We start from the raw sequence: 17,630 nt of genomic DNA on the forward strand, positions 1-17,630 counted from the left end.
AACATCGTGTATCTATTGATTACGCTTCTCTTCCTCTCCCCGTCCCTGATGATCACTCAAGAACCGGGTAACCTTCTCAAGCAGCTCTGCCAGCTGCTCGCTCTGTTCCTCACCCAAATGCTCATATAATTCATAGAACCTTCCAAAGAAAGACTCCATCGCTTTGTGTGTTAACTCGGCACCCTCGGGGGTCAGCTTGACACGGACAACCCTGCGATCGTTCGGGTCCATCCTACGTTCCACTAATCCCCCCGCCTCCACACTATTAATCAGCTGGGTAACCGTGGGCGAGGTTACCTCCAGCGCACTGCTGAGCTCTGATACTGTGAATCCCTCCTCATGGTTCTTCATGCCTCTCTTGATATAAAAGAGCAGCTTCATCTCACTTGGCTTACACTGCCCTACTGAGGGTCTGCGCCAATCCGCCCTGCGGGCACGGTTAAAGGCCTCGAACAGCCTTTGTACCTTCGGATTCTCATTGATGTCCATTTATTCACCCTCTTTGGATTTGTTTGCATTGTTTAATAATTAGGTAACCTATTATATTGCAAAGCTAATTATATTCCTCCCGCCAAGCCAAGTCAATTATGTTTATTCCATCTTAAATAGATACCAAAAAGGCCCCCAATTGGAGGGACCTTGTTATATGCAATCACAATATATTTGCCCGGTCGCCTGTCTGGGCGTGACTCAGGTTTGGCTGCAATTAGGATTGCTAATTGCTTAAGGCTCCTTGCTGCGTCTTCTGATTAGGTTCTGCGGACGGCTTAGGAGCTGGCGGCGTCTTCTGCTGACCAGGCAGGTCCTTCAAGCTCTTGAACGTGTAGCCTTGTCTTCTGGCTTCATCGATGATAGCCCCAAGCGCATCCGTATTATCTTTGGAAATCGCATGAATAAGCAGTACAGCGCCTGGATGCAGCTGACTGGTCACTTTTCGGAACGCGTAGTCCGCGCCCTTCTGGTCATTCACATCCCAATCCTTGTAAGCCACAGACCAGAAGACATTCGTATATCCGTACTGGCGGGTAACACTCAAGGTACGATCATTGAATATCCCCCTTGGCGGGCGCAGGAAAGTCATTTCCTTCCGTCCGGTAACTTCCGACACGGCCTGCTTCACCTTATCCAGCTCTTCTTTAATGCGCTCATCGGATACCGTTGTCATATCCGGATGGCTCCAAGAATGGTTACCGATAATATGTCCCTCCGCGGCCATTCGTTTGACCAGTTCAGGCTGATCTTTCACATAGTGGCCGGTAATGAAGAACGCCGCAGGCACCTTCTTCTCCTTCAAGGTATCCAGAATCTTGGAGGTATAGCCTTTATTCTCATAGCCATTATCAAAGGTTAGGAAGATGTCCTTCTTGGTGGTGTCGCCAGTGAAGATAGCTCCATTCTTATCGATAATGTCCTTGAATCCTTCCTCGTTGATAGAGGGGAGACTTCCATTAACACTCTTCTTGAACCCGAAATGAAACGGTCCATCTGCCCTGACCGTATTACCTGATGTAGCCAAGCTTATTCCCAAGCACATGCATATGGCTGCCGCCACCCATACCTTACGTTTCATTGATGTTCTCCCTTGTGTATATTCGTGAAGTACCCTTTGTTTATACCAATATGATCTTAACTTTTGTAAATTAGGCCGCTTCTATACCCGAATCGCAGAATTTACTAATCCCATTACAGAAAGTAGGAAGGCAATTGGAGGAACAACAAAACCAGAAGACCCAGAAGAAGAGCTCCCTCTGGTGGCTGGGCAGTCTGTTCGCATTAATCCTTGCTAAAGGAAAGACGCTGCTCGCGCTCTTGAAATTCAGCAAACTGGGCGGTGCCCTTATCTCCATGGCGGTGTCCATAGGAGCTTACGCCATCATTTACCCTTGGGGCTTTGCTGCAGGTCTTGTCCTGCTCCTGTTCGTTCATGAGCTTGGTCATGTGCTCGCCGCCAAACGGAAGGGACTGCCGGTATCCGCGCCGTTATTCATTCCTTTTCTCGGTGCATTAATCACAATGAAGCGGAATCCGCGGGATGCCCAGACCGAGGCCTATATCGCACTGGGCGGCCCTATCCTTGGAAGTCTCGGCGCCCTGGTCATGTTCGGCGCTGCGTATTACCTGGACAGTCCTCTGCTGTATGCACTCGCTAATGTGGGCTTCTTCCTTAACCTGATTAATCTGCTGCCCATTCATCCGCTTGATGGGGGCAGAATTGCCACGGCAGTAACCCGCTGGCTATGGCTAGTTGGTCTCGTTGGCGGTCTCTACGTCATCATTTACCTGAAATCATACTTATTGCTAATTATTTGGATTCTGTTCGCCATTGAACTGTACCAGAAATACGCACGCAAGAAGAAGCAGGATCCACGTTCACATCGGGGTACCTTCCAGGTTCCAGTAGAGCATCTGCGGGAACAGGGGTACCTTATCCCTGGAACTGGGCACCGGAGAGACCTGCCTTTCACCACGTACAGCGAACTGGACGGTCAGCAATATGTTAAGGCGGTATGGGAGGGACTGGATTTCGAGGGATTGATCGCCCTGCCTCAGCAGGGGCTGATCCAGCGAGTGCAGGTTGTTCACATCGATCATATAGAAAAGGAAGACGGCCTGCATCTGGGCATACAATGCCAGGTCGATTACGAGGTCTTTGAGAACAACAAATATTATGATGTCCCGGTAGCTACACGCATAGGCTACGGAATTACCTACGTCCTGCTTGCAGGAGGCTTGGCTGGAATGATGTATGCGGTTCATCAGGTTAGCAATCTCACATGATCAACCTAAACAAACAGAGGCTGGTCACCCGTCTTCACGACAGGTGCCAGCCTCTTTGTCTATTTCTTATTCGTCTTGCCCAGGCTTTGTAAGCCCGCTGTTTCTTACACTGTAGGTAAAATAAACAATCAACCCAATCACCATCCAGATCAGGAAAGCTTCCCAGGTCACCAGCGGCAGGCTGAACAGCAGATACCCACAGAAAATGATCGCCAGCAGTGGAATCACCGGTACCCATGGTACCCGGAACGAACGCTGCAGATCCGGCCGAGCCTTGCGCAGAATAATAATGCCGATGGCCACCGAGATGAACGCGAAGAGCGTTCCGATGCTGACCAGATCCGACAGTTTGTCCAGAGGAAGTACGCCTGCGAAGAACGCAACGATAATTCCTGTTGCCCACGTACTGACCGTAGGCGCTTTGGTCTTAGGATTCAGCTTGGACAGCCTCTTCGGAAGCAAGCCGTCGCGTCCCATTGCATAGAGCAGACGGGTCTGTCCGTATAAGAGCACGAATAATACCGTAGTGATCCCGATAATGGCTCCGAGTGAAATAAATCCGGCAATCCAATCTTGATGAATGAACTGAATGGCGAAAGCCACCGGGTTCTTCACATCGAGCAGATGATAAGGCACAATGCCTGTCAGCACGGCAGTTACGAGCACATACAGCAGGGCGCACACAATAAGGGAAGCTATAATTCCGCGCGGGAGATCTCTCTGCGGATTACGTACTTCCTCCGCCGCGGTAGCGACTACATCAAAGCCGATATAAGCGATGAACGCGGTAGCCGCGCCCGTCATCACACCACTGAACCCAAATGGCATGAATGGCGTCCAGTTGGAGGGCTTCACGTAGAAGACTCCGACTACGAGGAACAGCACGATGACTGCGATCTTAATTACCACCATGATCGTATTTAGCCGGGTTGATTCCTTGGCTCCCCGCGAGACCACAAAGGTCAGCAGAAGCGCAATGAGAATGGCTGGCAGATCAATATAAGTGCCCTTGCTTGTATCAAAAGCACTCGTGAAGGCATGCGGCAGATGAATACCAAAGCCGGACATCAGGCCCTGAAAATATCCCGACCATCCGCTAGCTACCATTGAAGCAGCAAATCCATATTCCAGGATGAGGTCCCATCCGAGGATCCAGGCGATGATCTCTCCGAAAGTGGCATAGCTGTAGGTATACGCACTGCCGGAGACAGGCACCATCGAGGCCAGTTCCGCATAACAGAGAGCACAGAACGCACAGACCAGTCCTGCTATTATGAACGACAAGATCAGGGCAGGACCTGCATGCTGGGCTGCTGCCACCCCGGTCATTACAAAGATCCCGGTTCCCACCACGCAGCCAATACCAAGCATCGTCAGGTCAAATGCGCCCAGCTCTTTCTTTAATGTGTTACCCTTGTCCTTCATCTCCATCATTGCTGAGATGGACTTCCTTCTCATTATATTCATCCGGATTCCCCTACTCTAAATTTAGTCAGCTCTAGCTGTTATGATTTACGATTTCATGTATCATATTTCGCTATTATAAGGAATTTAACCAAACAAAAGAAGAATAAGCTGTGAGGTAATATATTACTTTTCCTTTTTGTCAAATTTATTGGCATAAAAAAAGCACCCGATGGGATGCTTTCGACGATATTCCAAGTTTTTGAGCGCTTACTTGGCAGACTCGCGCTGAACCAGATCGGAGACAACCTGCTCCATCGTTATGGATGAAAGTTCCTGTTCCATTGCATTCTGCGCCCGGGTGAAGGAAGACTCGAGAGTCGATTGGATGTTCCGTCCGACAGCGCATTCTGGATTCGGATTGCTGTGAATGGAGAACAGCTCATCTGAAATATCCACCTGAACTGCCCGGTATACATCCAGCAAGGTGATATCTGCAAGCGGGCGTGCGAGCCTGGCTCCTGCCACCCCTGCTGAGGTCATCACAAGCCCCGCACGGCTTAGCATACTCATAATCCGGCGTATGACGACAGGATTCGTATTGACACTGCCCGCAATGAACTCGGAAGTAATACGCCCTTCCTTCTCCAGATCGAGCAGAGATAATATATGCACTGCAACAGAAAAGCGGCTGCTGATCGCCATTTCGTCTACCTCCTAAGCCTAGTATAGGCCTAATTATACCAGAGACTCCCCCTGCTTGTTATTCCCTCCGGTTAATACCTCTTGGGCAAAACGAATCCATTCTCTTGCAGCAAACGACAAATAGCGGTCCTCCCGCCAAATGATACCCAGGTTCCAGGGAATTACCGGGTCCACCAGAGGCAAAATGGTAACCCGGGAAGGGTCCACTTCCCGGCACACCGTCTCTGGCAGGAGAGCGACTCCCAGGTTAGCCGCTACCATCTCACTAATTAAATCCCACTGAGAGCTTTCATAGACGACTCGGGGCTGAAATCCAACGCGCATACATTCCGTAATAATCCGGTCATGAAGAACGAAGTCCTCCCGGAACAAGACAAAGGACTCCTCTACAAGCTCGGTCAAGGGGGCCTCCTTCTGGCCAGCTAGCCGATGTGACGGGTGCACGATCAGATTCAGCTTCTCTTCCACAAAGGAGAAGCACTCAAGTCCCTCCACAGTTACGGGCAGCACAGTGATACCTACATCCAGCGCCCCACTGTCCGTATCCGCCTCCACCTTCTTGGCCCCGTCCTCGAACAGCTGAATCGTAATGTCCGGGTACCGCTTATGGAACTGTCCGATGATCTTTGGGAAGAAGCTGGCTCCTACCATTGGCGGAAGACCAATTCGAATATGCCCCTTCTTCAAATTCCGCAGATCGTCCAGCTCCGCCGACATATTGTTGAATGACTTGACGATATTCTGAGCCTGGTTAACCATAATCTGTCCGGCATCCGTTAGACTGATCCGCTTGCCAACTCTGTCAAACAAGACGATCCCAAGCTCCTCTTCCATCTGCCTGATCGTCTTGCTGATGGTCGGCTGTGTGATATACAGCGACTCAGCCGCTTTCGTAAAGCTCTTCAAACGGGCTACCTCGATCAGATATTGCAATTGACGGATATCCACAGGAAGCACCTCTTCATTCATAGCCATTTGGAATGTGAAATATTCAATATATGCATTATACCTATGAAAGTAATTGATGTAAAATTTCAATATACACAGAAAATGAAAAGAGGCTTTCGCAAATGGGAAAACTAAAGTCTTTGCTGATGGGTGTTCTACAAATCGCCATCCTGTTCTTTATTTCCATGGCTATGAATAAAATTGTGGACCTGCTCCACTTGAATATACCTGGAAGTATCCTGGGAATTATCGTCATATTTACCCTGCTGAAGACCGGTGTCTTGAAGCTGGAATGGATCGAGAAGGGGGCCAATTGGCTGCTGGCCGAGCTGCTGCTGTTCTTCATCCCTTCCGCGGTAGGTGTAATGAAATATATTCCTATGCTTGAAAGTGATGGAGTTCGCATCCTGATCGTCGTTATTTTTAGTACATTTATTGTTATGGCCAGCTCGGGCCTTACAGCGTCCCGAATTGCCAAGCGAAAGGAGAAGCAAGTATGATTACAGGTCTGATCTGTCTGTTCATCACGGTAAGCCTTTATTTTGTATGCAAAAAATTGTACGGATACAAGCCCCGTGTCTATTTATCCCCGCTGCTTGTCACTCCGCTGGTTCTAGTCATTGGGCTTCTGCTCGTTCATATCCCTTATGAAGCTTACAACAGCGGAGGGAAATGGCTCAGCAGCATGCTGCAGCCGGCAACGATCGCCTTTGCCGTACCTCTGTTCAAATACTATAAAGTGCTCAAGAAGTATGCGGTCTTGATTCTAATCAGCGTCCTGTCTGGTTCCGTTGTGGCCATGGTATCCTCCCTGCTGCTCGCTCAGAGCATGCATCTGGATAACGCCCTTGTGAGCAGTCTTGTGCCGCGCTCCGTCACTACCCCCATTGCCATGAGTGTATCCGAGGTAATTGGCGGAGTGCCCAACATCACGGCCGTCTTCGTCATTATCACTGGGCTTCTTGGTTCCATTATCGGTCCTATGATCGTTAAGATGTTCCGGATCGATAACGAGGTTGCGCGTGGTGTCCTGTTAGGTACAGGCGCCCACGGTACCGGTACCTCGAAAGCCTTCGAGCTAAGCTCGCTGACAGGCACCATCTCAAGCATTTCGATGATTGTCGCCGCCTTGTTCACCCTTGGTGCAGCCCCATTCATCATCTCTATGTTAGCCCGTCTATAAATGTAAGCACACTGCTCACATACTGAAGTAGCCCTGTCCCCCTGGGACAGGGCTTTATTATTTGCTCTGCATGAAGAAGATCAGCAGCTACAACATAACCGTTCAGAAGTAAGTCTAATTAAACCAAAAAAAACCGCAGGCCCAATACAGGCTGTGCGGTTCTTCTTGGTTTTTCCCTTTGACCTGAAGGCTCATTTATTGTTGGGTTGTCTGCCCAGGTTTTTATTTACCCACTGTGCCACTGAGGACTCGCTGCCTGCTCCTAGTTCCTCCGAGAATTCGGCATCCACCTTGGCCGCCCCCTTCTGCCCGGCAAAATTCCGCAGAGCCGAGCGAAATGCCTGATCCGGCATTTGAAGGTCACTCTTTGCGCTCTTATTGTTATTCATTCCTGCCGCCCCTTTTCTCTATGATCTGCTGATTTCCTCTCCAGAATGTTCCGAAGAGCCTCCCGGTAAGCCTTATCTCCGGCGTCATCATCGCTCTCAGGCACTGTCTTCACTTCCTGCTCCGGCTCAGCCATCTGCCTTAGAGCCTGGCGGTAATCTTCATCGCGGGTCGTCGTCATGTTCCTGGCCAGAACCTTGTCCACTGCTGCTCCGGCATCATTTCTCAGTGTATCTGGCTCCTGAGCATGAGAACCTGGCTGGGGCTCTAGCTGACGGGATCGCGATTCCGGATCGCTCCGGAACTCCGGTTCAGGCCGCGGCTTCGCGACTTGTTCCGATGGCACTCTATAATCGGGCCTCGTAATTTGTTCTGCTGCCGCTCTATGCTCTTGCTCTGTTGTCGCTATACGATCCGGCTTCACAATTTGTTCCACAGTCGCTCTATGCTCCTGCTCCTTAATTGCTCCCGGAGCATTAAGCTCCGGCTCGTCTTCAAGCCTCCGCTCAGCTACAGGCTCCAATATTTCATTGATCTGCATCACAGTAGGATCAAGCCGGGCAGGATCACCGGCATCCGGACGGGCTGCGCTGTCCGATCGCGCGGCGGCTTCCCCGGAGACTTGTCCGCCGGGTCTCTCCTGCTGCTCTCTGACCCTTCTGCTGGATCTGATATTGAAAATAACGAGGAATATAACCCCAATGACCACCAAAGCTGCAAATGCGTACTCCATAGAGCGCCCCCTACCTGGTCTGTGCATCCGATAATTTAGCCGCAACGCTTGCGGCCCTCTGGCCCAAAGCTCTTCCGAGAATCAAATCCTTCTCGGACGGCAGATTGGGCGGATCATACGGGGACAGCTCTACAGGACAGGTAACTCCAACCCCGTAGTAAGAGCCATACAGGGCATTCTCCCGGATATTTCCCGGCAGACCGACAATGATCATGCCTTGATGCAGCATAGGAACAATCAAGTTCAGCATCGTTGCCTCAACCCCTCCGTGTACCGTCGCGGTTGTACAGAATACGGCGCCTACCTTGCCGATGAGCGCGCCCTGTGCCCATAAATATCCCAGCTTATCAATCCAACTCTTCAGCCCGCCGCTGATCGACCCGAAATGCCCCGGGCAGCCCCAGAGAATCGCATCCATCTTGGGCAGATCCTCTACCCTTGCATCCTTAACATGATGCAGATGCACCTTGGCGCCGGGAATCTCCGCCCCTTGCGCCACGGCCCGTGCCAGTGCTTCAGTATGGCCGTTATCACTGTCATATACGACATAAATATTCATATCCAATCCCCTTTACCTTCTATCCTTCGTGTATTGGTATGCCCGAAATAACAGAGAATCATTAGCTTCCCATACTGAATAAGGGAAGAACTTTCAGGAAATCCTCTTCACAGGAATGAGAGCATGAACTTCGATAAAACAAAGAGGGGGCAATTCCTATGAGTTCACGTGCAATACTGGTCAATATTCTGGTTATTGTGGTGATCCTGGCCGGGGCTGGAGCAGGAATCTACTATTACAATCAGAACGCCAACTATGTCAAAACCGATAATGCGCAGGTTGCCGGACAGCCAATCACGATCAGTGCGCCCGCAGCCGGTAAGCTGGTAAGGTGGAATGCCAAGGTCGGCCAGGTCTACAGCGCGGGGGAACGCCTTGGTTCTGTTCAGTCCACCGCCGGAGCAGCCGACATTACCCTTCCTGTGTCCGGTACAGTTGTACAGCAGACCGGGGTACAGAATGCCCTGGTAGCGGCGGGTACGCCGCTGGGACGGGCCTATGATTTCGATAATCTCTGGATTACCGCCAATATTGATGAAACACAGATTAACGACGTTAAAGTTGGGCAGAGCGTGGACGTGTATATTGATGCTTTTCCCGGAACGGTCATATCGGGCAAGGTAGACAGTATAGGACTGGCCACGGCGGGCACCTTCTCCCTGCTCCCGACCTCCAATACCAACGCCAACTATACCAAGGTGGCTCAGGTCATTCCGATTGTGATTACCGTAGAGGGCTATAAAGGGCTTGGCATCGTTCCAGGCATGAACGCATCAGTAAGAATTCATATTTAGGGGGCACCTATGGAAAATATATCGCTCGGCCGCACCCTGACCGTTCTGATGCTGGGCGCGTTCATCTCCATTCTGAACCAGACGCTTCTAAATGTGGCCATCCCGCATCTGATGAACGACTTTAACGTGTCAGCCACAACCGTTCAGTGGCTTTCGACCGCCTATATGCTGGTCAACGGCGTCCTGATTCCGATTACCGCCTTTCTGATTGAATCATTCGGTACACGGTCTCTGTTCATCTCGGCTATGGCCCTATTTGGAGTTGGTTCTGTCATATGCGCGGTGGCTCCAACCTTCTCGATCATGCTGATCGGCCGGATCATACAAGCCGGCGGCGCTGGCATTATCATGCCTCTTGTGATGAACGTGTTCCTGACGGTCTTTCCTCCGGAAAGGCGGGGCGCCGCTATGGGAACGATGGGTATTGCCATGATGTTCGCCCCTGCGATTGGTCCTACCCTGTCCGGTTGGATCGTAGAGCACTATACTTGGCGCATCCTGTTCATCATGGTCATTCCGCTGACTTTGCTCGATATCATCTTATCCTGGCTCTGGCTGCGGAATGTGTCCAAGCTGTCATCACCCAAATTCGATATGCTCGGCACTCTCTTCTCCACCATTGGGTTCGGAACCCTGCTGTATGGCTTCAGCTCCGCGGGCAGCAAGGGCTGGAGCAGTGCTACCGTCGTCATTTCACTTGTGCTGGGTGTCGTGTTCATCCTGCTCTTCATCTTCCGGGAGCTCGGAATGGACAGTCCGATGCTGGAGTTCCGTGTTTTCAAGTATGATATCTTCACCATCTCAACCTTTATTGGCTCCGCCGTAAATATGACCATGTTCGGGGCCATGCTGCTCCTGCCGATCTATCTGCAGAATATTCGGGGCTTCTCACCGCTTGAGTCGGGTCTGCTCCTCCTCCCAGGCGCGCTGCTAATGGGGGTGATGTCGCCGATCTCGGGAAGCATCTTCGACCGGATCGGCGCACGGCCGCTGGCGATCATCGGTCTTGCCATTACAGCGCTCACCACCTTTGAGTTCAGCAAGCTGACCTCAGATACTACCTACGGCCACATTATGATGCTCTACACGGTGCGCAGCTTCGGCATGTCCCTCCTGATGATGTCCGTTCAGACAGAGGGGCTTAATCAATTGCCCCGGCATCTCGGGAGCCATGGGACGGCTATGTCCAACACCGTTAGGCAGATTGCCGGCTCAATTGGGACGGCCCTGCTTGTCACGGTAATGACTACAAAGACCACCGCGCATCTGGCTGACTACGGAAATGTGATTACGACGAACAATCCATCTGTAACCGATCAGATCGGGAACCTCAGCCAGACGCTGGCTGCAGCGGGAGGACTTCCGCCTGAAACTGCTCAGGGCGCAGCACTTCAGGTCGTCTACGGCCTTGCTTCCAAGGAATCCGCCATTCACGGGATTAATGACGCCTTCATTATTGCCACCTGGATCGCCGTCATCGGTCTGGTCCTCTCCCTGTTCCTGAGAAGATCTGTAAAGCCTTCTGCTTTGAGGCCGATCGATACCCCAGAACAGTGATCGTGATCGCCTCACCGCACAAAATAAAGGACCCCAAGGCATGCAATCGCCGGGGTCCTTACTTGTATGAATTCAGGTTATTTGAGTATAGGAATGAGTATGTTAAATTCAGGCTCCTCGGTATGCGGGTCCTGGTCTACCGGGTATTCTTCGCAGTGGGTCAGATCCCCCGGAGCCTTCTTGTATCCCTGCTCTTCAATCCAGGCAAAAATGCGCTCATAGGATTTGTCGATATTCTGTCCCTTGCGATGCTCCAATCTGGCATAGGAAAGTGCCGGAACCGTAATACTGACCATTCCCTCAGGGATGTCATCAGCCCCCGATACTTGCATGGCGGAGTAATGGATGAAGCCGCTCTCCGTTACCTGATAGGAGAGGCCGAGCAGGGTACTCGGATCGGATACATGCTGAATTTCATGCAGGCGGTCTTGCAATTCCTGAATGACCTTGCGAATGCCGCCTGCGCCCGCCTCGGCAAAGGTCCCCTCCCATTTAATGCCTACGGCCTGAAAGGCCGGTTTCTCCACAATCGTTATTTCATGGCTCAGTGTCATCTTCAGCTTCACTCCTCTAATCAACAATATATTCGCTTAAAACCCTTTCCACACTTCCAGCGAAATCGTCTGAGGCTCCCCAGTCAAACTTAAAGATCATCCCTTCGGACGAGCCTGTTGAAATGGCTCTGACTTCTGTCGTGCCATAAATGTTATCAGCTATGACTACAAGAGCAACCCGGTTCTTCACCCGAAAGAAATACTTCTCGAAGATCAGAGTTCCGATCTCCCGGCCATCGCCCAAATCATGAGACTCCTCATGGATCAGATCGGCGTCCAGGCCTTCTTTTACCAGCTCCCGTACATCTCTTGGTGTCAAATTCACTTTAAATCTGCTTTCGCTCACCTTCTTTGCATCCTCCCTGTATAAGAGTTGTTGGCGCATCGACTAAGCGGTAGTATCTCTACTACCCAGCCTAACATTTCCTGGGGGTGTGTTTCAAATATTGGGTATGTTAGAGCTGCCAGTGCTCTTTCACAACATTCTGCGAGCATGAAGACAAGTAATATCGAAACTTGTAGATTGAGTTCCTGTATGCAAAGAGGGATTTCGCCAATGCGAAATCCCTCTTCCTTGTAATTCAGCTTAGTCTAATACAGCTTCAACAGCATTGCTGCCGCTTCAGCACGTGTGGCCTTTGCCCCAGGTGCAAAGCGGTTGCCTTCGATTCCGTTAAGCAATCCTGCATTAACCGCCGCCGCCACATATGGAACGGCCCAAGCCGGAACAGCTGCTGCGTCCGCAAAAGTCAGCTTAGCCTTAGGATTTACCTCAAGGCTCAGCGCCCGTGCCACCAGAACCGCCATTTCAACACGAGTAAGCTCTTGGGCTGGACGGAGTGTATTGTCGCTATACCCGCTGATCAGGCCGGAATTCACCAAGTTCTGAGCAGCCTCTTTTCCCCATGCGGGTATTTGATTCGCGTCTTTAAAGCTCAGCTTCTGTCCGGAACCAGCAGTTCCAGGTCCAATAACCCGGTTCAGCATGACCATGAACTCCAGCCGGTTAACCGCTTTGTTAGGGTAGAACTTACCATCTCCATAGCCATTAACCATACCTTTGGTCAGCGCCTGGTTGATGGCTGATTCCGCCCAGTGTCCTTTAATGTCTGCCACCAGGGGAGCCTGCTGATCTTTATCCCCTGTGCCTCCTGTCGTATTACCGTTGCCGTTGCCGGTGCCATTGCCATTGCCATTGCCATTGCCACCATTACCCGGCGCAGTAGTACCGTTCCCCGCTCCTGCACCATTTCCGCTTGAGCCGGAACCGGAACTTCCATTGCCGTTCCCGCTTCCGCCGGTGTTCCCGCTATTATTATTGCCGCTTCCCCCACCGTTGTTACCGCCTTCTTGACCACCGGAAGCACTCTTCTTCACGATTCCGAACTGATCAATGATGAACGGCTTCTTGTCATTCAAATTCTGGTCAATCTCATAACCAATGACCGTCAGCTTGTTGTCATCAATCGTAACTCCGACGAAATTCTGAACCTGACTGCGCATAGGGCGTTTGGCATCAGCTGGGTCGGGGCCATACTTGGCTGCATGGTTCTCATCTGCAACCTCGAATAAATTGTAGTACGGGTCTCCCAGCTTATCACTCTTGTTCTTGTAGTATACCTTCGGTCCGGCAGTGGCCGGAATCAAATAGATCGGGCTTCCCGGATTGACGGTATACTCAATCGTTTTGCCATTGATCATTTCCGTGATTTTATTGGTCTTCTCAGCTGTACCATCTTCCTTGATCGGCTTGGTGCGGGCATAGATATGATCATGGCCTTGGAAGACCAGGTCGATTTCCAGCTCTGCCATGATTGGAGCAATCTTCGTGCGTACGCCGTTCGGTCCCATAATATCTTCGTCCGTGGCGTGATTGGATGTCGTGTAAGGTCCTTTGTGGAAATTCACAACAATCCATTTGGCTCCCGCTGCGCGGGCTTCCTTCACATCCTTCTTCAGCCATTCCACCTGAGCCTCAGAGAAATTCGCATAGGTAGCATTATCCTCTTCATTGCTGTTCAGGATAGCGAAATGGGTATTGCCGTAATTGTAAGAATAATAAGCTCCGGTCTTCGTGTCCGAGTTATCTGCCTCTTTAATGTTGAAATGCTCGATAAAGCTGTTGGCATCCTCTTCATGATTCCCGGCTGCTGGAACGATGGTCGTATTGAGGAGACTATTTTCGGTATGGCCTAACAGCCAATCCCACTGCGTCTCTTCTTTACCCTTATCTACAATGTCACCGTTAATCATCATAAATCCTGCGTTTGGAATCGTCTTGAACGCCTTCGCGATCGTCTCAGAGGACAGAATCGCTTCCTCTTCAGTTTTAGCTTGTGTATCGGTCAGATCGATAAAGGTGAAAGCTCCGCTCTTCGGAGCTGTTCGGAATGTACCTGTCCTGCTCCATACCCCAAGCGCTTTATCTCCAACCCGGAAGTAGTATTCCGTATTTGGAGCAAGTTCCGTGGCCACTGCCTTATGTACAAGCTCCCCCGGTGAGTTAGTGGAAACTGCGCTTGTGCCGTTAAATTCTAAAGCGCCACTGAAGTCAGCCTCCTCGCCTTTCTTCTCAACCGCTTGAACATCATTTCCTGTTACTGTAAGTGGTGTAAACCAGGTGAAGCCCTTCGAAGTAGCCGCATCCCCATGGAAAGTCACGGTGACTTTGCTCACCGAATCCCCGTCTCCCGATGCTGCAACTCCATCTTCAGCTCTGGCCGATCCGGCCGGAAATGCGGATGCTAATCCCCCTAACAACAGAATAAACGCCAAAAATACTTTAAAATAACTGCCTCCCCAACGCTTCATGACTACACTCCCTCTTTATACTAAAGCTTCGCCTGCTTCTCAATTTGGACAATTGAACAAATGAAGCTCTCTAGGGATTGTAGTCAAGCTGTATTAATTGAGTGTACGATTTATGTAAGAGCAATGTAATTACTTTCAAAGGGTGGTCTCAAATAAGTGATTTAATTGCTGTCCGGGCATAAAGTGATATGTTAGTATAAGGATGATTTCTCATTTCCAACACAGGAAGGGCGTGGACGACTTGGTAAAAGAATCATTATACGAAGCTCTGAACGAACAATTTAATTTTGAACTCCACTCTGCGCATGTCTACCTGGCTATCGCCGGTTACTGCTCGGCCGTCAATTGGGATGGCTTTGCCAACTTTTTCTTAGTCCAGGCTGAAGAAGAGCGGTTTCATGCATCCAAAATCTATAAGTTCCTGAACGACCGCGGCAGACGGGTGCTTCTTTCAGCACTTGAGGAGCCCAAGAACGATTATGACTCGATTCTCGATGCTTTCGAGCATGCCTACAAGCATGAGCAAGTGAACACCCAGCGGATCTACCATCTGTCGGATCTGGCTCTGGATGACCGGGAGCACGCCACACTCCAGTTCCTGTCCTGGTTCATTGAAGAACAAGTGGAAGAAGAAGCGCTGTTCGATGGCATTATCCAAAAGCTGAAGCGGATTGATGTGAACAGCACAGCCTTTTTCGAGCTGGATAAGGAATTTGGCGGACGCTCGTTCTCTCCGGAAGCCTAAGACTAAGCAAGGATCATACCTGACTTAACACAAAGAAAGAGGGCTCCTCGCCCTCTTTCTTTGTGTTCCATGTTCAAACATACAATTCAAACAGCTTATAGCGGTTGTTCGAAGTCCCCGCATATAGGTTATATACTGTGCTTGAAATTGTAACAGTTAAATTATATACTGGTAATGAACTACCAGGAGAGGGGATTGGCACCACAACATGTCCAACGATAAATTAATAGGTTCCCCTAACTTCAAATGGTTCGGTCTTGCTGTTCAGGCCCTGGTTGTGCTATCCAAGCAGCCGGAGTGCTGTCCAAGCGGCGAGATTGCCTGCCAGCTGCATTCTGAAGCCACTCTGCTCCGCCGGATTCTCTCCAAGCTTGCTTGCGAAGGCATCCTGGAGACAAGAGAAGGCCGAGTCGGTGGTTACCGGCTGAAGCGCGCACCCGAGGAGATCTCTCTGAAGGACGTTTACCTCGCCTTGGAAGAGAAAGGTCCTTACTGCAGCGCGATGCTTGAGACCACGGGTGATCATGCTTTCGGAAGAGAAATGCATGAATCGTTCTCTGCCATCGTTCAGGAAATCAATGAAAATGTGCTTCAGGTATTAGAGAAACATACCGTGGCTGATTTGATGTAGTCTTTTTTCGGTTTTAACTGTGCGATTTATTGCACAGTATATTATATATTTAGGAGTGATTCAGATGAGTAACCAAGTTCAAGTGGCTCAAGATCTTTACACCGTATTGAAGGAAAGACATTCCGTTCGATCCTACGATCCATCCGTACGCATCTCCCGTGAAGAGTTAACCGAAATTCTGGAGCTTGCCTCTACTGCACCGTCCTCCTCCAATATCCAGCCATGGCGCTTCCTTGTCATTGATGACGAGAAGCTGAAGGAAGAGCTCGTTACGATCGCGAACGGTCAGAAGCACGTAGCCGAAGCAGCAGCAGTCATCGCGGTTCTGGGGGATCTGGAATCCTATAACAAGGCTGACCAAATCTACACCAAGACCGTTGAAGCAGGTCAGATGACCGAAGAGAGCAAAAATGCAATGGTTGAGCGTATTGTGAAAATGTACGGCGGTCTGCCTAAAGACAAACTTCATAACATCAATCTTCTGGATGCAGGCCTAGTCTCCATGCAGCTTATGCTTATCGCCAAAGCTAAAGGCTATGATACCGTGCCTATGGGCGGCTTCAATGCAGAGAAGTTCAAGGAAGCGTACAGCCTTCCTGACACATTGGTCCCTGCTGTTCTTATCGCTATCGGTAAAGCTGCTGCACCGGGCCGTTTCACTGGAAGACTGAGTGTGGAAGAGACTACGTTCTGGAACTCTGTGAACTAATATAGAATGAACTGAAAACCGCCGATAACTTGAAGAGCTGTCCCATGCAATTTGTTCAGATGACAAATTGCCGGGACAGCTCTTGTTATTGGGTCAATTATTGAAAAGCCTAACCAGATGAATAGACATTGTTCTGGTTTCTAACACCGTTAGAGTCCATCCCTCTCATGTCCCTCGCTGCTACGGCCCCTCTTCTTCCGGGTCAGTACCCCCTTTGGCAGACACACGCCGACTACACCCACCAAGATCATCACGGTTCCGATGAAATGATAGTACGCCAGCGCCTCATGTAGAATAACCGCACCCGCCCCAATAGTTACGACAGTCGATAGTTGGTTGAACACACTCATTTTGGAGGCCTCAATCCGGGAAATCGCATAATTCGAGAGCAAGGAAGTGCAGACAGAAGACAGCACAGCCAGATAAAGGATGGCGGTGATGAAGCTTATCTCCGTAAATGGCTTGAAGTACGTGCTTATCGTCCCCTCCGCTGCATGTCCGGCGAGCGACATCGCGTTAAATACGATGAATCCGATACTGATCATCACGAAGGTCACGTCCGAAAGCTTCAGGCTCTTCATCCACTTTCTAGCAAGCACTGTGTAGATGGCCATGGATAGCGCGGATAACAGAATCAGGATCAGGCCAGCGGCGTTAACCGAATGAGCCTGAGTCCCTTTCATCAAGAAAATGAAAATTACCCCGGCCACAGACAGGAGCATACTCAGCTTCTGCAGGAGACTCGCCCGTTCCCCCAGCAGCAGCGAGGCCAGAATCATGGTAAGAATGGGAACTGTCGCCGTAATAATCCCCGCTTCGGACGATGAAGCATAGACCAGGCCAAAGGTCTGGAACGCGAAGAAGAGCGCCGGGTAGAAGATGGCCAGCGGTAGAATTCGCAGGACACTGCTCCATTGGATGCTCAGCCGGTTTCGGCCTAGGAGCAGCAGCAGGACGGCAGCAATCAGGGATACCGTGAACCGGTGTGCGAGAATATCCGAAGGGGATGCGTTCTCAAGCGCGATTTTCACAAAAATAAAAGAAAAACCAATAATGAGCGCATTTGCAATTGCGGCCATGTAAGCCTTCACTAGAGATTGATTGTTCATATATAAGTTCCTTTACCGTCTGT

At 50.4% G+C, this 17,630-nt stretch carries 20 protein-coding genes; 8 read left to right on the top strand and 12 right to left on the bottom strand.

The annotated features are described in order from the left end of the window. Window positions 1-12 precede the first annotated feature (12 nt). Window positions 13-489: a MarR family winged helix-turn-helix transcriptional regulator gene (locus ACRRNK_RS20505; protein ID WP_433944442.1), complete on the bottom strand. Its 477-nt coding sequence runs from the start codon at window positions 487-489 to the stop codon at window positions 13-15. Window positions 490-715: 226 nt separating this feature from the next. Next, on the bottom strand, window positions 716-1,534 hold the full coding sequence (gene pdaA, locus ACRRNK_RS20510; RefSeq protein ID WP_433946961.1) for a delta-lactam-biosynthetic de-N-acetylase: 819 nt from the start codon (window positions 1,532-1,534) through the stop codon (window positions 716-718). A 170-nt stretch (window positions 1,535-1,704) separates the two neighbouring features. On the opposite strand from pdaA, the gene ACRRNK_RS20515 reads away from it, so the two are divergent. Further along, window positions 1,705-2,778, top strand: coding sequence for a site-2 protease family protein (locus ACRRNK_RS20515; RefSeq protein ID WP_433944443.1), 1,074 nt, complete (start codon window positions 1,705-1,707; stop codon window positions 2,776-2,778). Window positions 2,779-2,844: 66 nt separating this feature from the next. On the opposite strand, the gene ACRRNK_RS20520 is transcribed toward ACRRNK_RS20515, so the two are convergent. The 3 genes from ACRRNK_RS20520 to cidR all read right to left on the bottom strand — a co-directional run bounded on the left by ACRRNK_RS20520 (window position 2,845) and on the right by cidR (window position 5,835). Continuing rightward, window positions 2,845-4,245 carry an amino acid permease gene (locus tag ACRRNK_RS20520; RefSeq protein WP_433944444.1) on the bottom strand — a complete coding sequence of 467 codons (1,401 nt, stop codon included), beginning with the start codon at window positions 4,243-4,245 and terminating at the stop codon, window positions 2,845-2,847. Between the two features lie 207 nt (window positions 4,246-4,452). Beyond that, on the bottom strand, window positions 4,453-4,887 hold the full coding sequence (locus ACRRNK_RS20525) for an Rrf2 family transcriptional regulator (protein ID WP_433944445.1): 435 nt from the start codon (window positions 4,885-4,887) through the stop codon (window positions 4,453-4,455). A gap of 33 nt (window positions 4,888-4,920) precedes the next feature. Next, entirely contained in the window at window positions 4,921-5,835 is a 915-nt protein-coding gene (cidR, locus tag ACRRNK_RS20530) for a cidABC operon transcriptional activator CidR (RefSeq protein ID WP_433946962.1), read from the bottom strand. Between the two features lie 122 nt (window positions 5,836-5,957). Here cidR and ACRRNK_RS20535 point away from each other — a divergent pair, with 122 nt between their 5' ends. Then, the gene (locus ACRRNK_RS20535; RefSeq protein WP_433944446.1) at window positions 5,958-6,335 is read left to right on the top strand and encodes a CidA/LrgA family protein; all 378 of its coding nucleotides are present in this window, start codon (window positions 5,958-5,960) and stop codon (window positions 6,333-6,335) included. Further along, window positions 6,332-7,018, top strand: a complete 687-nt coding sequence (locus tag ACRRNK_RS20540) for a CidB/LrgB family autolysis modulator (protein WP_433944447.1) — start codon at window positions 6,332-6,334, stop codon at window positions 7,016-7,018. Before ACRRNK_RS20535 ends, ACRRNK_RS20540 begins: the two co-directional genes overlap by 4 nt. 191 nt (window positions 7,019-7,209) lie before the next feature. On the opposite strand, the gene ACRRNK_RS20545 is transcribed toward ACRRNK_RS20540, so the two are convergent. From ACRRNK_RS20545 to ACRRNK_RS20555, 3 genes are read right to left on the bottom strand one after another with little or no spacing between them, the layout of a single operon-like run. Beyond that, window positions 7,210-7,407, bottom strand: coding sequence for a hypothetical protein (locus tag ACRRNK_RS20545; RefSeq protein WP_433944448.1), 198 nt, complete (start codon window positions 7,405-7,407; stop codon window positions 7,210-7,212). After that, on the bottom strand, window positions 7,404-8,138 hold the full coding sequence (locus ACRRNK_RS20550) for a hypothetical protein (protein WP_433944449.1): 735 nt from the start codon (window positions 8,136-8,138) through the stop codon (window positions 7,404-7,406). The genes ACRRNK_RS20545 and ACRRNK_RS20550 overlap by 4 nt, the downstream gene beginning before the upstream one ends. A gap of 10 nt (window positions 8,139-8,148) precedes the next feature. After that, window positions 8,149-8,697, bottom strand: coding sequence for an NAD(P)H-dependent oxidoreductase (locus tag ACRRNK_RS20555; protein WP_433944450.1), 549 nt, complete (start codon window positions 8,695-8,697; stop codon window positions 8,149-8,151). A gap of 152 nt (window positions 8,698-8,849) precedes the next feature. Here ACRRNK_RS20555 and ACRRNK_RS20560 point away from each other — a divergent pair, with 152 nt between their 5' ends. Both ACRRNK_RS20560 and ACRRNK_RS20565 read left to right on the top strand, forming a co-directional pair. Next, window positions 8,850-9,491 carry an HlyD family efflux transporter periplasmic adaptor subunit gene (locus ACRRNK_RS20560; protein ID WP_433946963.1) on the top strand — a complete coding sequence of 214 codons (642 nt, stop codon included), beginning with the start codon at window positions 8,850-8,852 and terminating at the stop codon, window positions 9,489-9,491. A gap of 9 nt (window positions 9,492-9,500) precedes the next feature. Continuing rightward, entirely contained in the window at window positions 9,501-11,048 is a 1,548-nt protein-coding gene (locus tag ACRRNK_RS20565) for a DHA2 family efflux MFS transporter permease subunit (RefSeq protein ID WP_433944451.1), read from the top strand. 77 nt (window positions 11,049-11,125) lie between these two features. Here ACRRNK_RS20565 and ACRRNK_RS20570 read toward each other — a convergent pair whose 3' ends face one another. From ACRRNK_RS20570 to ACRRNK_RS20580, 3 genes are all read right to left on the bottom strand, one after another. Further along, entirely contained in the window at window positions 11,126-11,626 is a 501-nt protein-coding gene (locus ACRRNK_RS20570) for a GyrI-like domain-containing protein (RefSeq protein WP_433944452.1), read from the bottom strand. Next, the gene (locus tag ACRRNK_RS20575; protein ID WP_433944453.1) at window positions 11,619-11,948 is read right to left on the bottom strand and encodes a DUF6054 family protein; all 330 of its coding nucleotides are present in this window, start codon (window positions 11,946-11,948) and stop codon (window positions 11,619-11,621) included. Before ACRRNK_RS20575 ends, ACRRNK_RS20570 begins: the two co-directional genes overlap by 8 nt. Window positions 11,949-12,193: 245 nt before the next feature. Further along, on the bottom strand, window positions 12,194-14,413 hold the full coding sequence (locus ACRRNK_RS20580) for an S-layer homology domain-containing protein (RefSeq protein ID WP_433944454.1): 2,220 nt from the start codon (window positions 14,411-14,413) through the stop codon (window positions 12,194-12,196). A gap of 232 nt (window positions 14,414-14,645) precedes the next feature. Here ACRRNK_RS20580 and ACRRNK_RS20585 point away from each other — a divergent pair, with 232 nt between their 5' ends. From ACRRNK_RS20585 to ACRRNK_RS20595, 3 genes are all read left to right on the top strand, one after another. Then, window positions 14,646-15,158 (top strand): ferritin, encoded by a 513-nt coding sequence (locus tag ACRRNK_RS20585; RefSeq protein WP_433944455.1) that lies wholly within the window; start codon window positions 14,646-14,648, stop codon window positions 15,156-15,158. 208 nt (window positions 15,159-15,366) lie between these two features. After that, window positions 15,367-15,789, top strand: coding sequence for an RrF2 family transcriptional regulator (locus ACRRNK_RS20590; protein WP_433944456.1), 423 nt, complete (start codon window positions 15,367-15,369; stop codon window positions 15,787-15,789). A 64-nt stretch (window positions 15,790-15,853) separates the two neighbouring features. After that, a complete protein-coding gene (locus ACRRNK_RS20595) occupies window positions 15,854-16,498 on the top strand; it encodes a nitroreductase family protein (RefSeq protein ID WP_433944457.1) in 645 nt (214 codons plus the stop codon). 149 nt (window positions 16,499-16,647) lie between these two features. Here ACRRNK_RS20595 and ACRRNK_RS20600 read toward each other — a convergent pair whose 3' ends face one another. Next, complete coding sequence (locus ACRRNK_RS20600; RefSeq protein ID WP_433944458.1) at window positions 16,648-17,607, bottom strand: DMT family transporter; 960 nt, start codon at window positions 17,605-17,607, stop codon at window positions 16,648-16,650. Window positions 17,608-17,630: the final 23 nt, after the last annotated feature.

Origin of the sequence: Paenibacillus sp. SN-8-1, from assembly GCF_050995535.1 — a bacterium.
Classification (GTDB): Bacteria; Bacillota; Bacilli; order Paenibacillales; family Paenibacillaceae; genus Fontibacillus.

What these genes read in the sequence shown, in the direction of transcription:
- ACRRNK_RS20520 (WP_433944444.1), bottom strand. Translation starts at nt 4,245, where the DNA reads ATGAATATAATGAGAAGGAAGTCCATCTCAGCAATGATGGAGATGAAG.
- ACRRNK_RS20545 (WP_433944448.1), bottom strand. Translation starts at nt 7,407, where the DNA reads ATGAATAACAATAAGAGCGCAAAGAGTGACCTTCAAATGCCGGATCAG.
- pdaA (WP_433946961.1), bottom strand. Translation starts at nt 1,534, where the DNA reads ATGTGCTTGGGAATAAGCTTGGCTACATCAGGTAATACGGTCAGGGCA.
- ACRRNK_RS20580 (WP_433944454.1), bottom strand. Translation starts at nt 14,413, where the DNA reads ATGAAGCGTTGGGGAGGCAGTTATTTTAAAGTATTTTTGGCGTTTATT.
- ACRRNK_RS20540 (WP_433944447.1), top strand. Translation starts at nt 6,332, where the DNA reads ATGATTACAGGTCTGATCTGTCTGTTCATCACGGTAAGCCTTTATTTT.
- ACRRNK_RS20600 (WP_433944458.1), bottom strand. Translation starts at nt 17,607, where the DNA reads ATGAACAATCAATCTCTAGTGAAGGCTTACATGGCCGCAATTGCAAAT.
- ACRRNK_RS20525 (WP_433944445.1), bottom strand. Translation starts at nt 4,887, where the DNA reads ATGGCGATCAGCAGCCGCTTTTCTGTTGCAGTGCATATATTATCTCTG.
- ACRRNK_RS20590 (WP_433944456.1), top strand. Translation starts at nt 15,367, where the DNA reads ATGTCCAACGATAAATTAATAGGTTCCCCTAACTTCAAATGGTTCGGT.
- ACRRNK_RS20535 (WP_433944446.1), top strand. Translation starts at nt 5,958, where the DNA reads ATGGGAAAACTAAAGTCTTTGCTGATGGGTGTTCTACAAATCGCCATC.
- ACRRNK_RS20595 (WP_433944457.1), top strand. Translation starts at nt 15,854, where the DNA reads ATGAGTAACCAAGTTCAAGTGGCTCAAGATCTTTACACCGTATTGAAG.
- ACRRNK_RS20555 (WP_433944450.1), bottom strand. Translation starts at nt 8,697, where the DNA reads ATGAATATTTATGTCGTATATGACAGTGATAACGGCCATACTGAAGCA.
- ACRRNK_RS20565 (WP_433944451.1), top strand. Translation starts at nt 9,501, where the DNA reads ATGGAAAATATATCGCTCGGCCGCACCCTGACCGTTCTGATGCTGGGC.
- ACRRNK_RS20550 (WP_433944449.1), bottom strand. Translation starts at nt 8,138, where the DNA reads ATGGAGTACGCATTTGCAGCTTTGGTGGTCATTGGGGTTATATTCCTC.
- ACRRNK_RS20505 (WP_433944442.1), bottom strand. Translation starts at nt 489, where the DNA reads ATGGACATCAATGAGAATCCGAAGGTACAAAGGCTGTTCGAGGCCTTT.